The 26,007-nt window shown below is 54.3% G+C and carries 21 protein-coding genes and 1 other annotated feature; of the genes, 10 read left to right on the forward strand and 11 right to left on the reverse strand.

All coding sequences use genetic code 11. The features are described from left to right. Positions 1 to 36: 36 nt before the first annotated feature. The 5 genes from OGV80_RS19630 to ybaK all read left to right on the forward strand — a co-directional run bounded on the left by OGV80_RS19630 (position 37) and on the right by ybaK (position 6,072). Positions 37 to 1,029, forward strand: coding sequence for a FecCD family ABC transporter permease (locus tag OGV80_RS19630; protein WP_087053066.1), 993 nt, complete (start codon positions 37 to 39; stop codon positions 1,027 to 1,029). Next, positions 1,026 to 1,796, forward strand: a complete 771-nt coding sequence (locus tag OGV80_RS19635; RefSeq protein WP_047412979.1) for a heme ABC transporter ATP-binding protein — start codon at positions 1,026 to 1,028, stop codon at positions 1,794 to 1,796. Before OGV80_RS19630 ends, OGV80_RS19635 begins: the two co-directional genes overlap by 4 nt. A 145-nt stretch (positions 1,797 to 1,941) precedes the next feature. Then, positions 1,942 to 4,443, forward strand: a complete 2,502-nt coding sequence (gene copA / locus OGV80_RS19640; RefSeq protein ID WP_075145055.1) for a copper-exporting P-type ATPase CopA — start codon at positions 1,942 to 1,944, stop codon at positions 4,441 to 4,443. A 153-nt stretch (positions 4,444 to 4,596) separates the two neighbouring features. Beyond that, positions 4,597 to 5,391, forward strand: coding sequence for a TraB/GumN family protein (locus tag OGV80_RS19645; protein WP_075145056.1), 795 nt, complete (start codon positions 4,597 to 4,599; stop codon positions 5,389 to 5,391). Between the two features lie 201 nt (positions 5,392 to 5,592). Next, positions 5,593 to 6,072 carry a Cys-tRNA(Pro)/Cys-tRNA(Cys) deacylase YbaK gene (gene ybaK / locus OGV80_RS19650; RefSeq protein WP_043015431.1) on the forward strand — a complete coding sequence of 160 codons (480 nt, stop codon included), beginning with the start codon at positions 5,593 to 5,595 and terminating at the stop codon, positions 6,070 to 6,072. A 113-nt stretch (positions 6,073 to 6,185) separates the two neighbouring features. Here ybaK and ushA read toward each other — a convergent pair whose 3' ends face one another. Then, entirely contained in the window at positions 6,186 to 7,838 is a 1,653-nt protein-coding gene (ushA, locus tag OGV80_RS19655; protein ID WP_043015430.1) for a bifunctional UDP-sugar hydrolase/5'-nucleotidase UshA, read from the reverse strand. 174 nt (positions 7,839 to 8,012) lie between these two features. Here ushA and fsr point away from each other — a divergent pair, with 174 nt between their 5' ends. Both fsr and ybaL read left to right on the forward strand, forming a co-directional pair. Beyond that, positions 8,013 to 9,233 (forward strand): fosmidomycin MFS transporter, encoded by a 1,221-nt coding sequence (fsr, locus tag OGV80_RS19660; protein ID WP_043015429.1) that lies wholly within the window; start codon positions 8,013 to 8,015, stop codon positions 9,231 to 9,233. 225 nt (positions 9,234 to 9,458) lie between these two features. Further along, entirely contained in the window at positions 9,459 to 11,138 is a 1,680-nt protein-coding gene (gene ybaL / locus OGV80_RS19665; protein WP_043015428.1) for a YbaL family putative K(+) efflux transporter, read from the forward strand. A 45-nt stretch (positions 11,139 to 11,183) separates the two neighbouring features. Here the strand turns inward: ybaL and gsk are convergent, their stop codons facing one another. Continuing rightward, positions 11,184 to 12,488 (reverse strand): inosine/guanosine kinase, encoded by a 1,305-nt coding sequence (gene gsk / locus OGV80_RS19670; RefSeq protein ID WP_043015427.1) that lies wholly within the window; start codon positions 12,486 to 12,488, stop codon positions 11,184 to 11,186. A 152-nt stretch (positions 12,489 to 12,640) separates the two neighbouring features. Here gsk and aes point away from each other — a divergent pair, with 152 nt between their 5' ends. After that, a complete protein-coding gene (aes, locus tag OGV80_RS19675) occupies positions 12,641 to 13,600 on the forward strand; it encodes an acetyl esterase (protein WP_043015426.1) in 960 nt (319 codons plus the stop codon). Here the strand turns inward: aes and hemH are convergent. From hemH to OGV80_RS19715, 8 genes are all read right to left on the reverse strand, one after another. Continuing rightward, positions 13,597 to 14,559 carry a ferrochelatase gene (gene hemH / locus OGV80_RS19680; RefSeq protein WP_286515579.1) on the reverse strand — a complete coding sequence of 321 codons (963 nt, stop codon included), beginning with the start codon at positions 14,557 to 14,559 and terminating at the stop codon, positions 13,597 to 13,599. The genes aes and hemH overlap by 4 nt on opposite strands. 140 nt (positions 14,560 to 14,699) lie before the next feature. Beyond that, on the reverse strand, positions 14,700 to 15,344 hold the full coding sequence (gene adk, locus OGV80_RS19685; RefSeq protein WP_003021773.1) for an adenylate kinase: 645 nt from the start codon (positions 15,342 to 15,344) through the stop codon (positions 14,700 to 14,702). A gap of 230 nt (positions 15,345 to 15,574) precedes the next feature. Beyond that, positions 15,575 to 17,449 carry a molecular chaperone HtpG gene (gene htpG / locus OGV80_RS19690; RefSeq protein WP_032942554.1) on the reverse strand — a complete coding sequence of 625 codons (1,875 nt, stop codon included), beginning with the start codon at positions 17,447 to 17,449 and terminating at the stop codon, positions 15,575 to 15,577. Between the two features lie 110 nt (positions 17,450 to 17,559). Next, positions 17,560 to 18,165 (reverse strand): recombination mediator RecR, encoded by a 606-nt coding sequence (gene recR, locus OGV80_RS19695; RefSeq protein ID WP_003021767.1) that lies wholly within the window; start codon positions 18,163 to 18,165, stop codon positions 17,560 to 17,562. Next, positions 18,165 to 18,494: a YbaB/EbfC family nucleoid-associated protein gene (locus OGV80_RS19700; protein ID WP_003021764.1), complete on the reverse strand. Its 330-nt coding sequence runs from the start codon at positions 18,492 to 18,494 to the stop codon at positions 18,165 to 18,167. Before OGV80_RS19700 ends, recR begins: the two co-directional genes overlap by 1 nt. Positions 18,495 to 18,551: 57 nt before the next feature. Further along, on the reverse strand, positions 18,552 to 20,480 hold the full coding sequence (gene dnaX / locus OGV80_RS19705) for a DNA polymerase III subunit gamma/tau (protein ID WP_087053071.1): 1,929 nt from the start codon (positions 20,478 to 20,480) through the stop codon (positions 18,552 to 18,554). After that, positions 19,155 to 19,219: a sequence feature (DnaX frameshifting element), on the reverse strand. It overlaps the preceding gene by 65 nt. Positions 20,481 to 20,598: 118 nt before the next feature. Continuing rightward, entirely contained in the window at positions 20,599 to 21,150 is a 552-nt protein-coding gene (gene apt, locus OGV80_RS19710; RefSeq protein ID WP_043015422.1) for an adenine phosphoribosyltransferase, read from the reverse strand. A 193-nt stretch (positions 21,151 to 21,343) separates the two neighbouring features. Beyond that, complete coding sequence (locus tag OGV80_RS19715) at positions 21,344 to 21,721, reverse strand: DUF454 family protein (protein WP_008783969.1); 378 nt, start codon at positions 21,719 to 21,721, stop codon at positions 21,344 to 21,346. 69 nt (positions 21,722 to 21,790) lie between these two features. Between OGV80_RS19715 and priC the strand changes: the two genes are divergently transcribed. After that, positions 21,791 to 22,318, forward strand: coding sequence for a primosomal replication protein N'' (gene priC, locus OGV80_RS19720; RefSeq protein ID WP_043015421.1), 528 nt, complete (start codon positions 21,791 to 21,793; stop codon positions 22,316 to 22,318). Between the two features lie 14 nt (positions 22,319 to 22,332). After that, on the forward strand, positions 22,333 to 22,494 hold the full coding sequence (gene rsmS / locus OGV80_RS19725) for a pleiotropic regulatory protein RsmS (protein ID WP_064507026.1): 162 nt from the start codon (positions 22,333 to 22,335) through the stop codon (positions 22,492 to 22,494). Positions 22,495 to 22,569: 75 nt separating this feature from the next. On the opposite strand, the gene mscK is transcribed toward rsmS, so the two are convergent. Then, on the reverse strand, positions 22,570 to 25,935 hold the full coding sequence (gene mscK / locus OGV80_RS19730) for a mechanosensitive channel MscK (protein ID WP_043015420.1): 3,366 nt from the start codon (positions 25,933 to 25,935) through the stop codon (positions 22,570 to 22,572). Positions 25,936 to 26,007 lie beyond the last annotated feature (72 nt).

Below are 26,007 nucleotides of genomic sequence, written 5' to 3' on the forward strand. Positions count from 1 at the left end.
GAAAATTCGCGCCGCAAAGACGTTATGGAGCGTTGCGTGCTTAAGGACTCGCTTTCTTCCGTCAGCATTCTGACGGGCCTTTCTCTCTTGCTGGTCGCTCTGATGCTGTTCGGTGCCAGTCAGGGGGCGTTGAATATTAGCTTCAGCGCCCTGTTCAACGACGAATACCGTGATATCTGGTTGAACATCCGCCTGCCTCGCGTGCTGCTGGCCGTTTTGGTCGGTGCTGCGCTGGCTACGGCAGGGGTCATTATGCAGGGGCTTTTTCGCAATCCAATGGCCGATCCCGGCCTGCTTGGCGTCAGCAGCGGCTCCGCGCTGATGGTCGGCATCGCGATAGTTATCCCCTTTTCATTCCCCGTGGTGCTGGTGTTGTATGAGCAGATGATTTTTGCCGTCGCGGGCAGCATGGTGGTCTGCACGATTATTTTTCTGATAAGCCAGCGTCATAACCACGGCGGAATGATGCAACTGCTGTTAGCCGGTATCGCTATCAATGCTCTGTGCGGTTCGGCTATTGGCGTGCTGAGCTATGTGGGTGACGAACAGCAGCTACGTCAACTTACGCTGTGGATGATGGGGAATCTCGGCCAGGCCCAATGGCCGACGCTGCTGGTTGCCAGCACGTTTGTTCTTCCAGCCATTGCTGTCACCGTCTGTATGGCAGGAACACTTAATTTGCTGCAATTGGGTGATGAAGAGGCGCATTACCTCGGCGTAAACGTCAAACGTAAGCGCCAGCAGTTACTGTTGCTCAGCTCGCTCCTGGTTGGCGCTGCCGTTTCCGTCAGCGGCGTGATTGGCTTTATTGGCCTGGTGATCCCACATCTGATCAGAATGACTACCGGCGCCGATCATCGCTGGTTGATTCCCTGCTCTACGCTGGCCGGCGCCTGTTTACTTCTGATTGCCGATACGCTGGCCCGCACTCTTGTTCAGCCTGCCGAAATGCCTGTTGGCCTGTTAACCAGCCTGATCGGTGGACCGTATTTCCTGTGGTTAATACTGCGTAGCCGGAGGGTGTCATGATCGTCGCTGAAAATCTGGTCTACCACATTCAGGGCAGACGACTGACCGATGACGTTTCCCTGACGCTACCTGATGGAGAAATCATCGCGATTCTTGGCCCGAATGGGGCAGGAAAATCGACGCTACTCCGCCAGCTTACGGGCTATCTGCAGCCCCATAGCGGACGTTGCAGCTTGTTTGGCAAGCCGCTGAACGAGTGGTCAATCACCGAGCTGGCAAAAACCCGTGCTGTGATGCGCCAGAACAGTCATATGGCCTTCCCGTTTAGCGTGCAGGAGGTCATCCGCATGGGCAGGCATCCGTATCGGACGCGCAACACGGGCGATGAAACGGAGCACATCATGACGCTGTGCGACTGCCAGGCGCTGGCCGCGCGCGATTACCGGCATCTGTCGGGAGGAGAACAACAACGGGTACAACTGGCGCGCCTGCTGGTTCAGCTTTGGGAGCCCGAGCCCAGACCAAAATGGTTGTTTCTCGATGAACCCACCTCTGCCCTGGATATTCACCACCAACAGCATCTTTTTCGTCTGCTGCGTCGCCTGGTAGGTGAACGACAGTTCAGCGTCTGCTGCGTCCTGCACGATCTCAATCTTGCAGCGCGCTATGCTGACCGCGTGGTATTGATGGAACGCGGCAGGATAGTTGATAACGGTCGCCCACAGGATGTTCTGCTGCAACCCTCGCTAAATGCGCTGTACGGCGCCGATCTCACAGTGATGAATGAACCGGAGCATCGAACGCCGCTTATCGTTCTCAATCAATAACAGACCGGGAACGTCCTGACCTGACGTTCCCGTTTTTCTCCTTTTCCTGCTTTTTCATCTTTTTTTAAAACGCCCTTGACCTTCCCCTTGCTGGAAGGTTTAACCTTTATCACAGTCAGTTAATCCCGTAATAAAGGAGTGTGTTATGTCTCAAACCATCGACCTGACCCTGGACGGACTGTCCTGCGGTCACTGCGTTAAACGCGTCAAAGAAAGTCTGGAACAACGTCCGGATGTTGAACAAGCGGATGTCACCGTGACTGAAGCGCACATCACCGGGAGCGCCAGTGCAGAAGCGCTGATTGAAACCATCAAACAAGCCGGTTACGGCGCGGAGTTAAGCCACCCAAAGGCTAAACCGCTGACGGAGTCATCAATCCCGTCGGAAGCACTGGCAGCGGTCCCTTCCGAGCTTCCGGCAGCTACGGCTGATGATGACAGCCAGCAGTTGCTGTTAAACGGCATGAGCTGCGCCAGCTGTGTCATCCGCGTACAAGATGCTCTGCAAAACGTACCGGGTGTCACACAGGCACGGGTAAATCTGGCGGAACGTACTGCGCTGGTAATGGGCAGTGCGTCCGCCGACCAATTAGTGAAAGCGGTGGAGAAAGCAGGTTACGGCGCAGAAGCCATTGAAGATGATGCTAAGCGTCGCGAACGTCAGCAAGAAACCGCCGTGGCAACCATGAAACGTTTTCGCTGGCAGGCGGCCGTCGCGCTGCTGCTGGGTATTCCGGTCATGGTATGGGGAATGATTGGCGATAACATGATGGTGAGTGACGACAACCGCAGCCTGTGGCTGGCGATTGGTCTGGCAACGCTTGCCGTGATGGTTTTCGCGGGCGGTCACTTTTACCGCAATGCGTGGAAAAGCCTGATGAACGGCACCGCGACCATGGATACGCTGGTGGCGCTGGGTACGGGGGTGGCATGGCTCTATTCCATGAGCGTCAACCTCTGGCCGCAATGGTTCCCGATGGAAGCGCGACACCTCTATTATGAAGCCAGTGCGATGATTATCGGTCTGATTAACCTCGGGCACATGCTGGAAGCGCGGGCTCGCCAGCGCTCGTCCAAAGCACTGGAAAAATTGCTCGATCTGACGCCGCCGACCGCGCGTGTTGTTACCGACGAAGGTGAAAAGAACGTGCCGCTGGCAGATGTTCAGGCGGGAATGTTGCTGCGCCTGACCACCGGCGATCGCGTTCCGGTTGATGGCGAAATCACTCAGGGCGAAGCCTGGCTGGATGAAGCCATGCTGACCGGTGAGCCGATTCCGCAACAAAAAGGCGAAGGCGATAGCGTCCACGCCGGTACGGTCGTACAGGACGGCAGCGTGCTGTTCCGCGCCAGCGCCGTTGGCAGCCACACCACGCTGTCACGCATTATTCGTATGGTGCGCCAGGCGCAAAGCAGCAAACCGGAAATAGGTAAACTGGCCGACCGCATCTCCTCGGTGTTCGTTCCGGTCGTGGTCGCCATTGCGCTGGTCAGTGCGGCTATCTGGTATTTCTTTGGGCCGGCTCCGCAGATTGTTTATACGCTGGTGATTGCCACCACCGTTCTGATTATTGCCTGTCCTTGTGCGCTAGGTCTGGCAACGCCGATGTCGATTATTTCCGGCGTTGGGCGTGCCGCGGAGTTTGGGGTGCTGGTACGTGATGCTGATGCGCTGCAGCGCGCCAGCACGCTGGATACCATCGTGTTTGATAAGACCGGGACGCTGACGGAAGGCAAGCCGCAGGTTGTCGCCATCAAAACGTTTGGCAACACCGATGAAGCGCTGGCAATTCGTCTGGCTGCAGCCCTTGAACAGGGTTCCAGCCACCCGCTGGCCAGGGCGATTCTGGACAGAGCCGGTGATATCTCGCTGCCGCAGGTCAACGGTTTCCGTACGCTGCGTGGGTTAGGCGTCAGCGGTGAGACGGAAGGTCATACGTTGCTGCTGGGCAACCAGGCGTTGCTCAATGAACAGCAGGTAGATACCACTGAAATGGAAGCTGAAATTACCGCTCAGGCTTCCCAGGGTTCAACCCCGGTCCTGTTGGCGATTGATGGTCACGCGGCGGCTCTGTTAGCGGTACGTGATCCATTACGTAGCGACAGCGTGGCAGCGCTCCAGCGTCTGCATCGCGCCGGGTATCGTCTGGTGATGCTCACCGGCGACAATCCAACGACCGCCAACGCCATTGCCAAAGAGGCGGGTATTGATGAGGTGATTGCGGGCGTCCTGCCGGACGGTAAAGCCGAGGCGATTAAGCGTCTGCAAAGCCAGGGGCGTCAGGTTGCCATGGTGGGTGACGGGATCAACGATGCGCCTGCGCTGGCTCAGGCTGATGTAGGGATTGCCATGGGTGGCGGTAGCGATGTGGCGATTGAAACCGCCGCGATTACGCTAATGCGCCATAGTCTGATGGGCGTGGCGGATGCGCTGTCTATCTCACGGGCAACGCTGCGTAATATGAAGCAGAATCTGCTCGGCGCGTTTATCTATAACAGCATCGGTATTCCGGTTGCCGCTGGGATCCTGTGGCCGTTTACCGGAACGCTGCTCAACCCGGTCGTTGCCGGGGCGGCGATGGCACTCTCCTCCATTACCGTGGTGAGCAACGCTAACCGACTGCTGCGCTTCAAACCGAAAGAGTAACCCATTGCCGAATGGCGCTCACGCTTATCCGACCTACAATGTTATCTGCACTTTGTAGGCCGGATAAGAGGGTTTCGCATCGCCATCCGGCGATTCACGCATTGCACCTTCCTGGACCACGCGCTAGCATGGAAGTCTACTTAGGGAGGCCGTATGGATCTGTTGTACCGGGTAAAAACATTTTTCACCGCGCTACGCGGTAACCCCTATACCTGGCCTGCCATCGATATATCCTTGCCCGGCAACCGCCATTTTCATCTGATAGGCAGCATTCACATGGGCAGCCGCGAAATGGCGCCTCTGCCTGCCAAATTACTCAAAAAGCTCAAGCGTGCCGATGCGCTGATCGTTGAAGCCGATGTTTCCGGCGACGACGCGCCGTTTGCCAACCTTCCGACCTTTGCCGCCCTTGAAGAGCGCATCAGCCCGGAGCAGTTAGACAATCTACACAAGGTCACCAGCGAACTGGGGATTTCCCCTTCCCTGCTGTCTACCCAGCCGTTGTGGCAAATCGCCATGGTATTACAGGCAACGCAGGCGCAACAGCTGGGGCTGCGGGCGGAATACGGGATTGATTACCAACTGCTGAATGCGGCAAAACAGGCGCATAAACCGGTCATCGAACTGGAAGGCGCATCCAGCCAAATCGAGCTGTTATGCCAGTTGCCCGATAACGGCCTGGCTCTACTGGACGATACCCTGACACACTGGCATACCAATGCCAGACTGCTCCAACAGATGATGGGCTGGTGGCTTAAAACGCCGCCGCGCAATAGCGAACTCACGCTACCCAATACGTTTAGCCAGTCGCTGTATGACGTTTTAATGCATCAGCGTAACGCAGCCTGGCGCGATCGACTCAGAGCGATGCCCGCCGGTCACTATGTCGTGGCCGTAGGCGCGCTGCATTTGTATGGGGAAGGAAATTTGCCGGAGATGTTACGGTAAAAAAAATGGCCAATATTTCTATTGGCCCGTCAAAGAGGAATTTCATCATTATTATGATCCCAACGCTTAAAGCGTCGGTGTAGTTCGATTGTCGCTCAAAGTCATCATCCTGCCAATACTATTGCGCAAGATGGTACTATTTTTTAGACAGACATCAGGCGTATGCTTGAGTCGTATTTTGTCTGGTCCAGGAAAATTGCTATGACACCCGCCGTTAAATTACTCGAAAAAAACAAAATTTCTTTCCAGATCCACACCTACGATCACGATCCGTCCGAGACGAACTTTGGTGACGAAGTGGTGCGCAAGCTAGGTCTGAATGCGGACCAGGTTTACAAAACGCTGCTGGTTGCCGTGAATGGCGATATGAAGCACCTGGCGGTGGCCGTTACGCCGGTGGCAGGTCAATTAGATCTTAAAAAAGTCGCCAAAGCATTAGGCGCCAAAAAAGTCGATATGGCCGATCCAATGGTTGCGCAGCGAACCACCGGCTATCTGGTCGGCGGCATCAGCCCGCTGGGGCAGAAAAAAAGATTGCCGACGCTGATCGACGCTCCCGCCCAAACGTTTGACACCATTTATATTTCCGGTGGCAAACGCGGGCTGGATATCGAACTGGCAGCGGGCGATCTGGCGAAAATTCTGGATGCGAAATTCGCCGACATCGCACGCCGTGATTAAGCGGTTTTAGAATGAATGCCTGATGGCGAGCAGCTTTAAGGCCTACAACCGAAGACTCTTACAGTCAGCAGGCCGGATAAGGTGCCAGCACCGCCATCCGGCACTTCGCCCTGTTACTGCCAGGTAACTTCGCCCTTCGGCTCATACGCGCTGGCATCCAGCGGTGAGTTCTTCTGCACGTACTCTTTCAACACTTCCGCATCAATAAACCCGGTATTCACATAGCCTGGCTTATTATCAATTCGCGGATAGCCATCGCCGCCGGTCGCGTTGAAGCTTAGCGTTGCCATGCGATAGGTTTTGGCTGGGTCAACGGGTTCGCCTTTGATTTTCAAATCGTTAAGCTTGCCGTCTTTCGCCACAAAGCTGACGTTGGCGAACTGCGGATAGGCCCCGGAGTCCGGCTTCATTTGCGCCACGGCGGTCAGATAGTCAATCACCTCTTTCCCGCTCATGTCGGCGTATACCACGATATTGCCAAACGGCTGTACCTTCAGCACGCTTTTATAGGTGATATCACCGCCTTCGATGGAATCACGGATGCCGCCGCCGCTCATCACGCCAAAATCAGCGCTGGTTCGCGCCATTTGCGCAGCCAGCAGCAAATGCCCCATGTTGGTCTGCACGAAACGGACTTTGCTCCGATCGCCTTCAAGGCGCGCATTGACGCTACCGATTTTCACGTCGAGCTGCGCTTTACCCTTATTCTGGAACGGCGTCAGCAGCGAAAGCATTTGCTGATTTTCAGCTATTTCTGGGGTGTAGAGTACGCGTTCACTTTTACCGTTGTCCCAGGTCACTTTTTTCTTCAGGTTGACAGGAATGAGCTGGTAATTAACCATTTTCATTTCGCCGTTACGGAACTCAAAGTCCGCCCGGCCCACGTATTTCCCCCACTCATGCGCCTGCACAATCCAGATCCCATTTTGCTTGTCTGGCGCACATGGCGTACCCGGTACGTAATCAACCTGCTTCTTGTTTTCCGCAGCCATACACACCGGATCCTGCGAGTGACCACCGACAATCATCGCCAGCGATCCCGCCGGCAGGCTGCGCGCCATTTCGACATCGCCAGGGGCGTTCGATCCGTGATTGCCATTGTCATAATGCCCCATATGGGTGGTCGCGATAATGATGTCTGGCTTTTCCCCCATATTCAGTTCCTGGATTACCAGTTTGGCTTCATCGGCAGGTTTACGGAACTCAATATCGGTAAAGAATTCGGGGTTGCCAATTTTCGCCGTATCGTCAGTGGTTAAACCGAGTACGGCTATTTTTAAATCCTGGCGCTTAAAGATGGCCCACGGCTTAAACAAACGTTCGCCGGTGCTTTTCTGATAGATATTGGCCGAGAGAAACGGGAATTTGGACCATTTTTCCTGCTGACGCAAAACGGTCATGGGATTATCAAACTCGTGGTTTCCGACCGCCATCGCGTCGTAGCCAATCAGATTCATCCCGCGAAAATCAGGTTCCGCATCCTGCAGATCGGACTCCGGTACGCCGGTATTAATGTCGCCACCGGAAAGCAGCAGTACACTTCCCCCCTCCTCAGCCACCTCTTTACGAATACCGTCCACCAGCGTTTTTTGCGCCGCCAGTCCATATTCCCCGTATTCACTGCGCCAGAAGTGACCGTGATGATCGTTGGTATGCAGAATGGTAATTTTGTAGGTTTTATCTTTTTCGTACGCTTGCGCAGGCTGACCTGCCAGCGTAAATGCGGCTAATAACGCCAGCGCCACGCCCCGTTTCAAAAACTTCATATTTCTCTCCCTGAGCCAAAATCAACGACTGAAATTACAATGATATGAAATAATAGTCGAAAATGTTTTCAGAAATGAGACTTCCTTCAAACACCTTCCGCAGGTATGTTAGTCAGGTAATAATAACAAAATAGATTACCCTCATAATCGCAACCCAAACAGAAGTGACTTTCTATGGCAATAAGTGAACAAACCCAGCCTGTGGCTGGCGCGTCAGCGTCGGTTGCTAAAGCACGCACCTCATTTGGCATTTTAGGCGCGATCAGTCTCTCCCATCTGCTAAACGATATGATCCAGTCGCTGATCCTGGCGATTTATCCGCTGTTGCAGTCAGAGTTCTCACTGACGTTTATGCAGATAGGTATGATTACCCTGACCTTCCAGCTAGCTTCCTCGCTGCTGCAACCGGTCGTGGGTTACTGGACGGACAAATACCCGATGCCGTGGTCGCTGCCCATTGGGATGTGCTTCACGCTGAGCGGACTTGTTTTGCTGGCCATGGCCGGCAGCTTCCATATGGTGTTGCTCGCCGCGGCGCTGGTTGGCACCGGCTCTTCGGTGTTTCACCCGGAATCATCCCGCGTGGCGCGAATGGCCTCCGGCGGTCGTCACGGCCTGGCCCAGTCAATTTTCCAGGTTGGCGGCAACTTCGGTAGCTCTCTGGGCCCCTTGCTGGCGGCTGTCATCATCGCGCCATATGGTAAGGGTAATGTGGCCTGGTTTGTTCTGGCTGCGTTATTAGCGATTGTCGTCCTGGCGCAAATCAGCCGTTGGTACGCTGCGCAGCATCGGATGAGTAAAGGAAAACCGAAAGTCGCCATCGTAAATCCGTTACCGCGCAATAAAGTGGTGCTGGCGGTAAGCATCCTGCTGGTACTGATTTTCTCCAAATACTTCTATATGGCGAGCATCAGCAGCTATTACACCTTTTATCTGATGCAAAAATTCGGATTATCGGTACAAAATGCCCAGTTTCACCTGTTTGCCTTCCTGTTTGCCGTCGCGGCCGGGACGGTGATTGGTGGACCATTAGGCGATAAAATTGGCAGAAAATATGTTATTTGGGGCTCTATCCTCGGTGTAGCGCCATTTACCCTCGTTTTGCCCTACGCAACGCTGGAATGGACCGGGATTTTAACCGTGATCATTGGTTTTATCCTCGCATCGGCGTTTTCTGCCATTCTGGTCTACGCACAAGAGCTGCTTCCTGGGCGTATCGGCATGGTTTCTGGGCTATTTTTCGGTTTTGCCTTCGGCATGGGTGGCTTGGGAGCCGCGGTGTTAGGGCTGGTAGCCGACCATACCAGTATCGATTTGGTCTACAAAATATGTGCTTTCCTGCCTCTTCTGGGGATACTGACCATATTCTTACCTGATAACCGACACAAAGCCTGATTTTCTGACGGCCAAAAGTAAATTTTGGCCGTCATCACTTACAGTTGCCATCAGCCTTTACCTCTCAGATATCACCTTACTTTTCCGATCCGTGCTTTTTTACGCCTAAAATCCCGTTTTCTTCAAAATTCAATAATTATTCATAAACATAAACATCAAAATTGTCATAAACTATTACTCGTAATTTGAGTTTTCAGGATCATCACAGCAACCAAAGGAGACGGAATGCATCACGCCACCCCGCTTATCACCACCATTGTCGGCGGCCTTGTGCTCGCTTTTATATTAGGCATGATTGCCAATAAACTACGTATTTCTCCTCTGGTGGGATATCTGTTAGCGGGCGTTCTGGCCGGTCCATTTACACCTGGTTTTGTTGCGGATACCAAGTTAGCGCCTGAACTGGCCGAGCTTGGCGTAATCCTGCTGATGTTCGGCGTGGGGTTGCACTTTTCGTTGAAAGATTTGATGGCGGTAAAGGCTATCGCCATTCCCGGCGCGATTGCTCAGATAGCGGTGGCAACGCTGCTGGGTATGGCGCTTTCAGCGGTGATGGGCTGGTCGTTAATGGTAGGGATCGTGTTTGGTCTGTGTCTATCAACCGCCAGTACCGTGGTGCTACTGCGTGCCCTTGAAGAAAGACAGCTCATTGACAGCCAGCGCGGGCAAATCGCCATCGGCTGGCTGATTGTCGAAGACCTGATGATGGTACTGACGCTGGTTCTCCTGCCAGCCGTCGCCGGAATGCTGGAAAAAGAAGATGTCGGCTTCGCCTCGCTGGCCGTCGATATGGGCATAACCATCGGTAAGGTGGTGGCGTTTATCGCGATTATGATGCTGGTGGGTCGTCGCCTGGTGCCATGGATTATGGCCCGCAGCGCCGCTACCGGTTCACGTGAACTGTTTACCCTGTCGGTCCTCGCCCTCGCATTAGGTATCGCCTTTGGCGCTGTAGAGTTGTTCGACGTCTCCTTTGCGCTGGGCGCGTTCTTCGCCGGTATGGTGCTGAATGAATCGGAACTGAGTCACCGTGCGGCGCATGACACCCTGCCGCTGCGCGATGCGTTCGCCGTACTGTTCTTCGTTTCCGTCGGGATGCTGTTCGATCCGTTAGTCCTGATCCAGCAGCCGCTGGCGGTGCTGGGCACGCTGGCGATTATTATCTTTGGTAAATCCCTTGCTGCCTATTTCCTGGTGCGCCTGTTTGGACACTCCCAACGTACGGCGCTCACCATTGCCACCAGCCTGGCGCAGATTGGTGAATTTGCCTTTATCCTGGCGGGTCTGGGAATGGCGTTAAACCTGCTGCCGCAGGCCGGACAGAATCTGGTGCTGGCCGGGGCAATCCTGTCCATCATGCTTAACCCGGTGCTGTTCGCGGTGTTAGAAAAATACCTCGCCAAAACAGAAACGCTGGAAGAGCAGACGCTGGAAGAGGCCATCGAAGAAGAGAAGCAAATTCCGGTGGATATCTGTAATCACGCCCTGCTGGTTGGCTTTGGTCGTGTCGGTAGCCTGCTGGGTGAGAAATTGATGGCTGCGGGGATCCCGCTGGTGGTTATCGAAACCTCGCGTACCCGGGTAGATGAACTGCGCGAGCGCGGGATCCGCGCAGTACTGGGAAATGCCGCCAACGAAGAGATTATGAATCTGGCGCATCTGGATTGCGCACGCTGGCTGTTGCTGACCATTCCCAATGGTTATGAAGCGGGTGAAATTGTCGCTTCTGCACGTGAGAAATGCCCGTCGATTGAGATTATCGCCCGCGCGCATTATGACGATGAGGTGGAATATATTACCGAACGCGGCGCCAATCAGGTCGTCATGGGTGAGCGTGAAATCGCCCGTACCATGCTGGAGCTAATTGAAACGCCGCCTGCCGGTGAAGTTGCTACCGCCAGTTAATGTACGTGCCGGATAGCGCTGTCGCTTATCCGGCCTGTGCCTGATTTAACGGTCCCAGTAAGACTCCTCAAGACTGTCTTCACGTTCCGGCAAACCGCGCGTCAGGCGCGGTGAATGCTGGTTCAGCACCTGATAACTCACGCGATTAGCATATTTACACACCTGGGCTAGCGACGAATAGGTCAGCCAGGTGAACTTGTGCTTGCTGGAGTTAGGCACGTTACTGCGGTGATAGCTGTTGGCGGTGATATCATGCAGCAATGCCGCCAGCGCGCCGTCACCCGCGCCGTTGGTATTCATTATCTTTTCAGGCCCGCCCATATACGGTGCAATGTGCGAATACACGCGCAGCGGATTGATACAGTCTTTATGGCGCATGGCGCGGCTGAATTCGTACTGGTTAAATTCGGCAATAGCCCCGGGCAGCAGCGGATGCTGGGTTTTACGTTTAACTTCTTCTTCCGTAAAGCCCGCCATATACAGACCCGCCGGACCCGCGGTGCACAGCACCAGGTCCACCCAATCCAGCGCTTTGTCGGACGCCAGCAGCGGATCGTTCTCGCCTGTCAGCGCTTCGGCCTCTTCTTCATTCATCGCCAGAATAGAGACATGCTCTTTGAGGAACGCCTGCCACCACTGCGGGTTATCGGCAATGACGAACTTGGTGCCCAGCGTCAGTACCACCGGCACATTGTGTTTTTTAGCATATTCAATTGCCTTCATGGTCGCTTCCGGCATCGGCTCGCCCGGCTCGCAGCGCACCAGATAGGACGTCAGCACCAGCGCGGACGCTCCGGCAATCACCGATTCAGGGATGCTATCTGCCCGTAGCTTATTCATATGCCCTGGGCTGATCGCGAAGGTACGCTCACCTGACTCGCCAATCAGCGTAAAGCAGCGGCCAATCGGTCCATTAACGCCTTGCAGATAGTTCAGATCGGTACGGCTGGAGGTATTGCATAAATAGCGGTACGCATAGCTGCCAATCTCGATATTGCTGCACATCACGCCCAGCAGCACCGAGCGGTCATCCGCCAGCACGGAGTAGTTGTGCATCGTGTTACCGATAGTACCGCCCGCAAACTGATGGGTGATCAAATTTTCACGCACCAGCTCCTGATAGAGCGCTTCTGCGACATCATCGGCAATCACCAGAGAATGCCCCGCGCTTAATCCATAACGTTTTACAAAGCCATCATCCACTTTGGCTTCTATATCCACCAGCGTCTGGTCAATACCCACCACCCAGGCTGCGCTGGTTTCATTTTCTGGCTGAATTTGTTGCAGCAACGGATCGCGCGCGCTGACGGGAAAATAGTGTTTGGATTTGCGTTTACCGGGAAATTTCATGGTCGATTTTACAGGTGGTTAACTGAGCGATGCATGGTAGCACATTCCCTGCTGCGCATGCGATGCGGCGCTGAGTTTCAATATCGGACGGTGAGATCGCAGTTTAAACGGGATTAATTTCTACAATAACTCACCTTCACAAGGAGCGTTTTATGAAGCCGGAAAACAAGATCCCCGTACTCGACAAAATTTCGGATGAAATGAAAAGCGTGGTGAATTTTCATCGCGACGATTTGCCGCCGTGGCCCGCTGCCGATGACTTCGTGGCCCAGCGCCAACACTATATTCATGAACGACAGCTGTGGAATGCCGATGCGCCACAGATGAATACCCGTGAATGCGTTATTTCTACCGCGTGCGGCCCCGTTGCCACACGCATTTACGCTCCGCAGCCCCATAGCCAGGCGACGCTATATTACCTGCACGGCGGCGGTTTTATTCTCGGTAATCTGGATACCCACGATCGCATTATGCGCTTACTGGCGCACTATACGCAGTGCACGGTAATTGGTATCGACTATTCACTCTCGCCGGAAGCTCGTTTCCCGCAAGCCATCGAAGAGATTGTCGCCGTTTGCCAGTATTTTCATCAGCACGCTGGCGACTATTCCCTTAATGTGGATCATATTGGATTTGCCGGTGATTCCGCCGGGGCCATGCTGGCGCTGGCCAGCGCACTGTGGCTGCGGGATAAACACATTGTCTGCGGCAAGGTGGCTGGGGTGCTGTTGTGGTATGGACTTTACGGCCTGCAGGATTCACTGAGCCGACGGCTGATGGGCGGAGCGTGGGATGGTTTAACCCGCGAGGACTTGCAGATGTACGAAAACGCGTACCTGCGTAGCACCGACGATCGCGAGTCACCGTATTATTGCCTGTTTAATAACGATCTGACGCGCGATGTGCCGCCGTGTTTTATTGCCGGCGCGGAGTTTGACCCGCTGATTGACGATAGCCGCTTATTATTCCAGACGCTACAGACGCATCAGCAGCCCTGCCAGTACAAAATGTACCCCGGCACGCTGCACGCCTTCCTGCACTATTCGCGGATGATGAAAACCGCCGACGATGCGTTGCGGGAGGGCGCGCGTTACTTCAGGGCACAGCTTTAACGGTAAGCTGCAGTCAGATTGACCATCATTTCGATATGTTCCGGCGTGGCGTTCAGCGCCGGGATATACTCATATTGCTTACCGCCAGCCTCGAGGAAAATCTCCCGATTTTGTACCGCTATCTCTTCCAGCGTTTCGAGGCAATCGGCCGCAAAGCCCGGACACATAACCTGGATATGTCGGGTCCCTTTCTCCGCCAGCATTTTTAACGTTTCGTCGGTATACGGCGTCAGCCACGGTTCGCGGCCAAAGCGAGACTGGAAGGTCATCATGACTTTTTCCGGCGGCAGACCAAGCGCTGAAACCAGCTCACGCGTCGTATCGCGACAGCGCTGCGGGTAGTCATCGCCTTCATCGGCGTAGCGCTGCGGAATGCCGTGGTAGGAGAGCAGCAGTAAATCAGGTTCGCCATGCTGAGCAAATGAATCCCGGGCGCTCTTGGCCAGCGCATCAATGTAGCTACTGTCATCGGCGTAATCACGAATAAACGAGACGCCAGGAATACCGCGTTTACGCGCTAAGATGCGCGCCAGTTCATCCCAGACCGCCGCTACCGTCGAACAGGAATATTGCGGGTACAGCGGTAACACCACTATGTGTTCTGCCCCGCTTGCCAGCAGCTCATCAACCGCGCTTTCGAGCGACGGCGAACCATAACTCATCCCCAGCGCGACAGGCGTATTTGGCAAACGTTGTGCCAGCGCCTGCTGTTGCGCCTTGCTGTAGACCATCAGCGGGGAACCGTCTTCCATCCAGATTGACTGGTACAGTTTTGCCACTCGCGGGGCACGCAGCGGCAAAATAACGCCGCGCAACAGTGGCCACCACAGCACAGGTGACGTATCGACTACGCGTTGATCGCTTAAAAACTGGCGCAGATAGCGCTTAACGGCTTCGGGGGTTGGGGCATCGGGAGTACCGAGGTTTGCCAGCAGGATACCGGTTTTCGTCTGACGCATTACCGCCTCTTATCGATTCAAATTGTTGATAATTGTAGCGGAAAAGCGATAAAGAAGAACTAATTGCTGTGAGAGGTAAGACGAGAATTTGCCGGATGGCGGTGTATACACCACCATCCGGCATTAACCGCGTTAAAAAATTAACCGAGGATTTTTTCCAGCGCTGCGCGCACGTCAGCCACGGCCTGGGTGCCGTCAACTTTCGCGTATTTGGTGTTACCCGCCTGCGCTTCTTTAGAGTAATAGCCGATCAGCGGAGCGGTCATCTGATGGTATTCCACCAGGCGCTTACGTACGGTCTCTTCCTGATCGTCTTTACGGGTGGTCAGCTCTTCGCCGGTCACGTCGTCTTTACCTTCAACCTTAGGCGGGTTGAATTTGATGTGGTAAACGCGGCCAGAAGCAGCGTGTACGCGACGCCCCACGATACGGTCAACGATCAGCTCGTCAGGTACGTCAAACTCCAGAACGTAGTCCACGTTGATGCCTGCTTCTTTCATGGCGTCAGCCTGCGGAATAGTACGCGGGAAGCCATCAAGCAGGAAACCATTACGGCAGTCTTCCTGAGCAATACGCTCTTTTACCAGCGCGATCACCAGCTCATCAGTCACCAGCTTACCGGCGTCCATGATGTCTTTCGCTTGTTTGCCCAGCTCGGAGCCAGATTTCACGGCGGCACGCAGCATATCACCGGTGGAGATTTGCGGAATACCATACTTCTCCATGATGAACTGAGCCTGAGTTCCTTTACCCGCGCCCGGAGCGCCAAGCAGAATGATACGCATTACGAAAATCCCCTTAAAGGTTGTCGATATTTTTTAAAAAGCGCTAAACGATACCACCATCACGCAATTGGCTCAAGGAAGACGCCCGACGCTGAAACGGTTAACGGAGGAAAATGAAGAAAAGAGAGGATAAAAAAACGCCCGATGGCGCTACGCACATCGGGCTTTCATAAGCTGCCTGCTCGTTGGCCGGATTAGCGTTAGCGCCATCCGGCATTACATTACGGCTATCAGGACACCAGCAACTGGTTCATACGACGGATGAACTGGTTCGGATCTTCCAGCGTGCCGCGCTCGGCAAACAGCGCCTGATCCAGCAGCAGTTCAACCCACTCTTTGAACTGCGCTTCATCCTGGGTATCCGCCGTGCGTTTTACCAGCACGTGGTCCGGGTTCAGTTCAAAGATGTATTTCACTTCCGGTACGGCCTGGCCCGCAGCGGCGAACAGTTTCGCCATCTGGGTGCTCATTTCGTCCGCATCGGTGGTGACGATGGCCGGCGTGTCGGTCAGGCGGTGGGTCAGTCGCACTTCTTTTACGCGGTCGCCCAGCAGGGTTTTCACGCGCTCAACGAACGGCGTCAGCGCTTTTTCCGCTTCTTTTGCCGATTCGTCAACTTCATCCGCCAATTTGTCGATGGACTCGTCAGCTTTGGCGACGGACTGGAATGCCTTACCGTCGAACTCGGTCAGGTAGTTCATCATCCACTCATCGATGCGGTCAGAAAGCAGCAGCACTTCGATGCCTTTCTTACGCAGCAGTTCCAGGTGCGGGCTGCTCTTCGCCGCCGCATAGCTGTCTGCAGTGATGTAGTAAATTTTCTCCTGCCCTTCTTTCATCCGCGACACGTAATCTTCCAACGACACGGTTTGCGCGGAGGAGTCAGTGTGCGTAGACGCGAAGCGCATCAGCTTAGCGATCGTTTCCTGGTTGGCATGGTCTTCCGCCGGTCCTTCTTTCAGCACCAGGCCGAACTGTTTCCAGAAGGTCTGGTATTTTTCCGCGTCGTCTTTCGCCAGTTTTTCCAGCATCTGCAGTACGCGTTTGGTCAGCGCGCTGCGCAGGTTACGGGTGACGGTGCTGTCCTGCAGGATCTCACGAGAAACGTTCAGCGGCAGATCGTTGGAATCTATCAGGCCGCGCACAAAGCGCAGATAGTTCGGCATGAACTGCTCGGCGTCGTCCATGATGAACACACGCTGAACATACAGTTTCAGCCCATGCTTGTGATCGCGGTTCCACATATCCCACGGTGCCTGGGACGGGATGTACAGCAGGCTGGTGTACTCCTGCTTACCTTCCACACGGTTGTGGCTCCAGGTCAGCGGGTCAGTGAAGTCGTGGGCGATATGCTTGTAGAATTCGTTGTACTCGTCGTCTTTGATTTCCGACTTGTTACGGGTCCACAGCGCCTGCGCCTTGTTGATCTTTTCCCAGGAAACCACGGTCTCGCCGTCTTTCTCTTCGGATTTTTCGATCTCTACCGGCAGCGCGATATGGTCGGAATATTTGCTGATGATGGAACGTACGCGCCAGTCATCCAGGAACTCGTCTTCGCCTTCGCGCAGATGCAGAGTGATTTCGGTGCCGCGATCGTCTTTGGTGATGTCGGCTACGGTGTACTCGCCTTCGCCCGCAGATTCCCAGAACACGCCGTTTTCCGGTTTATCGCCCGCAGCGCGGGTACGTACGGTAACTTTGTCCGCCACGATGAACGCAGAGTAGAAACCAACCCCGAACTGGCCGATCAACTGGCTGTCTTTCGCCTGATCGGAGCCCATGGATTCGAGGAAAGATTTGGTGCCGGATTTTGCAATGGTCCCCAGATGATCGATAACGTCATCGCGGTTCATCCCCACGCCGTTATCGGCAATGGTCAACGTACGCTTATCTTTATCGAAGGAAACACGTACACGCAGCTCACCATCACCTTCATACAGATCCGGGTTAGACAGAGCGCGGAAACGCAGCTTGTCTGCCGCATCCGAGGCGTTAGAGATAAGCTCACGCAGGAAGATTTCTTTATTGGAATACAGAGAATGGATCATCAGGTGCAGAAGCTGTTTTACTTCTGACTGAAAACCACGAGTTTCTTGTCCTTTCATGTAGATCTACCTCAACAATGCCATTTTCAATGGTAAAAACACGTTGAGGGTGAAATGGGGACAAGCGGGAAGGATTTCAAGCGGAAGCCGCCGTCGCGGCCTCCGTTTGTTCAGAATTTAATCTTGTGTCGTCCTGCCAGAGAGTGCGACAGCGTGGTGCCATCGACCATTTCCAGCTCGCCGCCTACCGGAACGCCATGGGCGATACGGCTGGCTTCAACGCCATACTGCATGCAAAGCTCAGCAATATAGTTGGCGGTCGCCTCTCCTTCGACCGTGGGATTGGTCGCCAGGATCAGTTCGTTGATTTGCTCAGACGCCAGTCGCTGTTCGAGACGATCCAGCCCGATATCATCAGGGCCAATACCGTCCAGCGGCGACAGGTGTCCCATCAGCACGAAGTAACGTCCGGAAAATTGCCCAGTTTGCTCAATGGCGTAGATGTCCGCCGGACTTTCCACCACGCAAATCTGACCGTTCTCCTGGCGACGCGGGTTCGAGCAGATGTTGCAGACGTCCTGCTCTGTGAAGGTGCGGCAATCGGCACAGTGGCCGATTTCCGACATCGCCTTCGTTAACGCCTGCGCCAGACGCATCCCGCCGCTGCGATCGCGCTGAAGCAGCGTGAACGCCATGCGCTGCGCAGACTTCGGGCCAACGCCCGGCAGACAGCGCAATGCTTCCATAAGCTGAGTTAACAGCGGGCTGGTTTGCATCAGAACGGCATCTTAAAGCCAGGCGGCAGCTGCATTCCGGAGGAAACAGAAGCCATCTTCTCTTTCTGCGTCTCTTCAATGCGACGCGCCGCGTCGTTGAATGCCGCAGCGACAAGGTCTTCCAGCATTTCTTTGTCGTCTTCCAGCAGGCTTGGATCGATCTCCACGCGACGGCAGTTGTGCGCGCCGTTGATGGTCACTTTAACCAGGCCCGCGCCAGATTCACCGGTCACTTCCAGCTTGGCGACTTCTTCCTGCATCTGTTGCATTTTTTCTTGCATCTGCTGGGCCTGTTTCATCAGGTTACCCAGACCGCCTTTACCAAACATAGGCTTCTCTCTCAATCACGTTAAGGGATGACGACCGTCAAACCATTAGGCTCACGATCAAATGGGGCGAATACTCTCTTCGTCCAGGTCCGCATCGAAAAAACGACGCAGCGTCTGAATGTTATTATCCGCAATAATCGACTCACGCGCCTGCGCGAGCTTCTCTTCATAAATGGCCTGACGCCACTCCAGCGGCGTACGCACCGCTGGATTATCATCTTCAACGATGGTCAATTCAACCGTTGACCCCGTTAAGGAACTCAGTGCTTCAGCCAGTTTTTGCTGCGCGCCGCTGGAATTAAGGTGTCGCTGCGTGGAACGCAGGTGCAGGCAAACCACGTTGCCATTCTCTTCTTTCCAGGCATTGAGCGCCACCTGCTCCACCAGTTTTGGCAACGAGAGCTGGCTTACCTGCGCAGCCCACGGGTCGCGTTCAATGGCTTCAGCCGCAAGCTTTGCCGCCAGCTCCGGCGTTTTTTCATGCTCAAGCGCTTTTTTCAGCGCTTTCGGCGTGGCGACGACTTCTTTAACTTCTGCAACAGGATTGGTCGCTTTCCAGCGATACGCTTCTTTCTTCGCTGGCGCTTTTTCCAGCGCAGAAACTGCCGGACGCGCCTGAACACGTTCCGACACCGAAGCCAGTCTTTCCAGCGCAGCATTATTCACCGGCCGCGCGCGGGAAGCGGCTGCCGGTTCACTCTTTTTTGGTTTGGTTGCTCCCTGAGCACGTTGCAACTGACTGCGCGCCGCCAGCACCTGGCTGGTGGCATCGGAGAGCGGCACATTCTGTTGCTGTTGCGCAGGCGCTGGCTGCTGCTGCACCTGCGTCGGGGTCATCACCGCAGTGGGTGCGACCGGGGCAAACGACTGTCGCTGGACTTCAGGTTCCGGGAGCGGCATGCGCGGATGAAAAGCCAGCGCACGCAGCAGCGTCATTTCGACGCCCATTCGCCTGTCCGGCGCATACGGCAGTTCTTTGCGCCCGATTAACAGAGTCTGGTAGTAAAGCTGCACATCGGTTGGCGGGACGATCCGCGCCAGCTCGCGCATACGCTGTTCAATGGCGGCCATATCGCTACCGAGCGCGGCGGGTGAAAGTTGAACCATAGCAATACGGTGCAGCAAAGCCGACATCTCAACCAGCAGCGCTTCCCATTCGATTCCACGCGCAGCGGCATCGTTAACCAGCGTCATAACGCGTTCACCGTCCGCAGCCACAACCGCTTCAACAAGCGAGAGCGCCTGGTCGTCGTCCAGCGTGCCGAGCATGGTGCTGACCGCGTCGGTCGAGACCTGACCATCGCCGCTGGCGATCGCCTGATCGGTCAGACTCAGCGCATCGCGCAGGCTACCGTCCGCGGCGCGAGCCAGCAGTTGCAGCGCACGTGGTTCATGCGCGATATGCTCTTCTTTGAGAATATGCTCAAGCTGATGACGAATCTGATCGACATCCAACGCTTTAAGATGGAATTGCAGACAGCGCGACAGGATAGTCACCGGCAGCTTCTGCGGATCGGTAGTCGCCAGCAGGAACTTAACGTGCGCGGGCGGCTCTTCGAGCGTTTTCAGCAAGGCGTTAAAACTGTGGCGCGACAGCATGTGCACTTCGTCGATCAAGTAGACCTTAAAGCGACCGCGCGCAGGCGCATACTGGACGTTATCCAGCAGGTCACGGGTGTCTTCGACTTTGGTGCGTGAGGCGGCGTCGATTTCAATCAGATCGACAAAACGCCCCTGCTCGATTTCGCGGCAGTTATCGCACACGCCGCACGGCGTCGCGGTGATGCCGGTTTCACAGTTTAATCCCTTCGCCAGCAAACGGGCGATAGAGGTTTTCCCGACGCCACGGGTGCCGGAAAACAAATAAGCATGATGAATACGCCCTAGCGACAAGCCGTTCGCCAGTGCCGTCAGCACATGTTCCTGGCCGACGACGTCAGCAAAGGTTTGTGGGCGCCATTTTCGGGCTAAGACCTGATAACTCATTGGCAGGCTCTGAAAGGCTGGAGGGTGGATTCACAGGGGGATAATGCTAACACAACCTCGCAGCGACGGCGAGGTTGTGTGTCTCGGTATTACTTCAACCGGGATAAGATAGCCCGACTTAGTGGCCCGGGAATGGAACCAGGCTATAACAGGTCAGCCCCTGTTTTTCCAGACGCTGTTCGCCGCCCAGATCAAACAGGTTAATGATAAAAGCGGCATCGGTCACTTCACCACCCAGACGGCGGATCAGTTTCACGGTCGCTTCAATCGTGCCGCCGGTTGCCAGCAGATCATCCACAACCAGGACTTTATCGCCAGGTTTGATGGCATCAACGTGGATTTCCAGCTGATCGGTGCCGTATTCCAGTTCATAGCTCTCAGCAATAACTTCACGCGGAAGCTTACCGGGTTTGCGTACTGGAACAAAGCCGACGCCCAGACCCAACGCTACCGGCGCGCCAAACAGGAAGCCACGCGCTTCGGTGCCAACCACTTTTGTGATACCCGCATTTTTGTAGCGTTCAACCAGCAATTCAATGCTGAGGGCGTAGGCTTTCGGGTCTTCCAGTAAACTGGTGACATCACGAAAGAGAATGCCCGGTTTTGGGTAGTCGTGGATGCTTTTGATGCTATTTTTGAGAAACTCAAGCTGCTGTGCAGTCGCGGTCATAAGTTTGTGCCTGATTAATACAGTATTACTTCACGGCGCACTATACACTTCATCCTCGACGTATCTTGAATGATTTTGTGTCTATATATGAGTCAAGGTTACACTTGCTTAACCTTTGACCACCTGCGCCTGTGCTCGAAAACGGTCGAATTTACTGACTGTGGGAGACAATTGCAACAGCGTTTATTGCGCTTTACTGCTTTTGTTGTTTTTCATCAATCACCGGGATCCGCCACATAAAAATCAGTAAACAGGCGAGGATGACCAGCAGCAGGCCGCGTACCCACATCATATTGACCAGCCACAGTGAGATACCAAACGTCACCAGGATCAACAAAATAGCGCGCGGCTTCGCTCCCGGCGGCATCGCGCGGTGTTTTTGCCAGTGGCGCAGATACCCGCCGAACCACGAACGGTACAGCAGCCAGTCGTGAAAACGCGGCGATGAGCGGGCAAAACACCAGGCAGCCAGAAGTATAAACGGCGTCGTCGGCAACAGAGGCAATACAACGCCCAGCGTACCTAGCACTACCGCTATCCAGCCAATGATGATTAGAATAATGCGTTGCATAATATGAGTACTTAACACAGAGAATCGCTACTTTAGCATAACAGTTCTCATTTTCATCGGAGTGTTGTCGTGAAAACCGTCATGCTGCTTCAGACGCTCGAAAACCAGCTTAACCGCCTACGCCAGCGTTGTGCCCCGCTGGCGCACCATGCAACGCTTAGCGCCCGCTTTGACAGACATCTGTTTCACACCCGCAGCACGTTGCTGCAGGCCTGTCTGGATGAAGCAGATGATAATCTCGCGGCCCTGCGCCGCGCAGTCGAGCAGCAGCAACTACCACAAATTAGCTGGCTTGCGGAACACCTTGCCTCACAGTTAGAGGCGATTTCACGTGAAACCGCCAGTTGGTCGCTCCGGGAGTGGGACAGCGCATCTCCAGGTCTTGCGCGCTGGCAGCGCAAGCGAGTACAACACCAGGAGTTTGAACGCCGTCTGGTTGAAATGACGCGAGAACGCAAAGAGCGCCTGGCTCAGGCTACCGGCTTTGAAGAACAGCAAAAACTGCATCGTGAAGTAGAAGCATTCGAAGCGCGACTCGCGCGTTGTCGTCATGCACTGGCAAGAATAGAAAACGTGCTGGCGCGTTTAACCCGCTAATCCCCGGAGAATTTATGTCATTAGAGAACGCCCCAGACGAGGTCAAACTGGCCGTCGACCTGATTGTTTTACTTGAAGAAAATCAGGTTGCGCCTGAAACAGTGCTGAAGGCGCTAGAGATTATTAAACGGGATTACGAAAGGAAACAGCTCTCTTCTTCTAAAAAAGCGCTATAGCTGAAATGCCTGATGGCGTTGCACTTATCAGGCCTACGAATGAATCAAAGCTCGCGGGCCTGATGATTTTTTCTATTAACCTACCGAAGGCGTCGGATCGTCACCCTTGATGATGTCACGCTTAACCTCAGTCACGGTGTCGCCTTTCGCATTATGCAGGTGCACTTCGAGCTGGTTAAAGGCAATATCAATGTCGTTTTCACGGCACAAACGATCCACCGCACGGTTAAGTTCATCAACCGTATGACTACGATCGCGCAGTTCACGTACGTATAAACGCAGTTCATGATCCAGCGTACTGGCGCCAAAGGCGGTAAAGAACACCGCAGGCTCCGGATCGTGCATGACTTTCGGGTGTTCCATCGCCGCCTGCAGCAACACTTTCTTCACTTTGTCCAGATCCGAACCGTAGGCCACACCAATGCGGATCACCAGACGCGTGGTGGTATCAGAGAGCGACCAGTTAATCAAACGCTCCGTCACGAATGCTTTGTTCGGGATGATCACTTCTTTGCGATCGAAGTCGGTAATGGTGGTGGCACGGATACGGATCTTGCTGACCGTTCCTGAAAACGTACCGATAGTCACGGTATCGCCGATGCGGACCGGACGTTCAAACAGAATAATCAGACCGGAAACAAAGTTACCGAAAATTTCCTGCAGACCAAAACCAAGACCAACCGACAGAGCAGCTGCCAGCCACTGTAGCTTATCCCACGAGACGCCGAGCGATCCGAAGACCGTCATCGCGCCGATGGCGATGATGGCGTAGTTAAGGATCGTAGTGATCGCATAGGAAGCGCCCTGACGCATCTTCAGTCGCGAAAGCACCAGCACTTCCAGCAGGCCGGGTAAGTTACGGATCAGCGCCCACGCGACCATTGAGGCAATAATCGCAAACAGCAGACTGCCCATGGTGACGTCTTTCACCACCGCAGCCCCTGCTTCGGTGCCGTTGTAATGCCAGAGCGTTATGCTGTCGAGGTAGCTGAATACGGTTATCAAATCAGACCAAATAGCCCAGAACAGAACCCCAAACAGGGCAACCATCACCAGCATGGTGATACGCAGCGTTTGCTGGTTAACCTGCTCCAGCGCAATGGTCGGTTCTTCCTGTGGTTCTGCGCCTTCAGCCCCTTCTTTAACCAGGTTCTGACGACGCGCCAGCGCACGACGCCAGGCAATACGGCGTGCCGCTACGCTCAATCCACGCAGCACCGTCTGGTACAGCAGGTTCCAGAGGATAACCAGATAGACCGTTTCAATCCAACGACCGGCCAGGCGCAGCGTGGTGTAGAAATACCCTGTCGCCGTCAGCACCATTAGTGCAATCGGAATAATAGACAGCACGGTAATGGTGACCAGACGTAGACCATGCGACTCTTTGTCACGCCAGCTTTCGCGGCACATTGGCCATACCAGAAAGGCGATCAGCAGCAGGTTGAGGAAAATGACCACCTGGCCAAGCACATCGTCCATCAAATTAAGCGGCGACAGCTCAGCAATGACCGACCAGAAGTTGAGCGGCAACAACGCAAGGCTGATACGAACAATCTGGCGGCGCCAGTGGCTGGTCTGCTGCGCTGGCATGCCAAAATGACGAATCGCCACGCCATCTTTTTCCAGCACCTTCCAGCACAGACCAAACACCAGCCAGAAGATGGTCATCTTCTTGCTAAACGCCCACAGCAGGTCACTGATATTCAGCTGCATGGTCAGCAAAATCAGGCCCACCGCGAGGATAATCAGACATGCCGGCAAGGCTCTGATGAGATCGATCAGAATTGCTTTGGGTGTATTAAGCTGGCTGTCGTTACGCAGGTTCCCCACCGCGGCGGCTAATTTTGCCTGATAATCCTTCAGCCACCTCAAACGCCAGCGGATTAACCCGGCGATAAGCAGCAGCGGCAGCCCTGCCAGGAACGCAATAAATACGGCTGGCCAGGCTTTTTCCCAGTTCACCGTGATTTTCATCGACTTAAACTGGTCTTTTAGCGTTTGTGGGAAGGCTTTGATCCAGTCCCAGTCCATCGGACGGTTACTGTTAACCCAGAAAATTTGCTGCGTGAGGATCCCTTTCAGGTTTTTCGACACGCTCATTAACTGTTGCTGGTTGATTTGCAGATTAATCGCCATCATCAACTGGTTGCCCAACTGCTTATTTAGCTGATCCAACAGTTCACGACGCATATCCACGACCTGCATCAGGGCATCGTGGACTTCAGGATTAACTTCGTTGCTGTGCCCTTCTTCCAGTTTGGCGACAAACGCATCGTTCTGGAACAACGCATCACGCTGCTGGTTGACCTCGAACTGCTCCAGACGCAAATCGGCGATCCGGTTGGTCATATCGGCAAGCTCATCTGCCGACGGCAGCGTTTGTTGTTGCTGATATAAAATGCGCGACAGCAGCAGACTGCCTTTCAGAACGGCGATCTGCTCTTTAATGTTGCGTTCGGATTGCAGGGCGCGGTCAAGCCAGTTTTTAACTTTGATATTTTGCTGCATCAGGCTGTTGCCGTTTTCAGTCGCGGCAATCAGGCGCTGGCTGAGCTGATGGTTAACATCAAGCTCCTGCTTCACTAACGGATTGGACTGGATACGCTCGGCTTCGTCCGGCGTTACCGCCTCCTGCGCCGTCTTTTCGGTTAACGTCAGTCGTTTGCTGTTCACCGCTTCTTGCAAGAGCTGAAGCTGATGTTCAAGGCGGTTACTGTTCGCCGTCACGTAATCGCGTTGTTTTTGCAGGGTGTCCTGCAAAACCGTATTACCTTCGAGGCTCTTACGCTGCTGGTCGATCTGCGCATTCAGCAGCGCCTGCTGCGCCTGCAGCAGCACCTGCTGGCTGGGGCGTAAAGCCGCCTCTCCCACACTGGTGCCATCAAGTCGATTGCGAATTTGCTGCATCTGTTGCGACGCAGTGTACATCGCATTTTGTACGCGCTCTGGCTGCGTCTGCAGCGACACCAGTTGGCTGTTGTAAGCGGCAAGATCGTTTTGCGAACTTTGCAGGTCATCCAGAACCTGCGCCACGCGCGACTCAAGCTGTCGTAAGGAGAGCGTACTCAGCGTTTTTCGCGTTTCATCGTCATTATCAACATCGCTAAGCGAATTTAGCGCATCCGTCGCCTGACGCATTTTTTCCGGCGCCTGGGCAACTTTCTGCCGAAGCTGTACGGTTTCATCCTTCACGCGATCGATTTTATCCAGCGTGGCAATGGTATCGATGAGATCTTGTTGGACCAGCTTATCCTGCGCGGAGAGATCTTTTTGTTTATTCAGCGTGTCTAACTGGCTCTGAATATCCGCTTTCGTCGGCAGTTCACCACTCTGTTGCGCCCGCGCAAATGCAGATGACTGGCAGGATAGCAATAGAATGAAGAAAAGAATGGTAATAGCAATAAGATGCTGTGAACGTTTATAGAGCTGCAACATAGTCATGAGAATGAACGTTTCTGAACCGGAAAAGTGACCGAAAATAGTCAAGCGGCAAGAATATCACGGCTGTGACCG

It is taken from the genome of Citrobacter sp. Ce119, assembly GCF_030334525.1.
Lineage (GTDB): Bacteria > Pseudomonadota > Gammaproteobacteria > Enterobacterales > Enterobacteriaceae > Citrobacter > Citrobacter europaeus.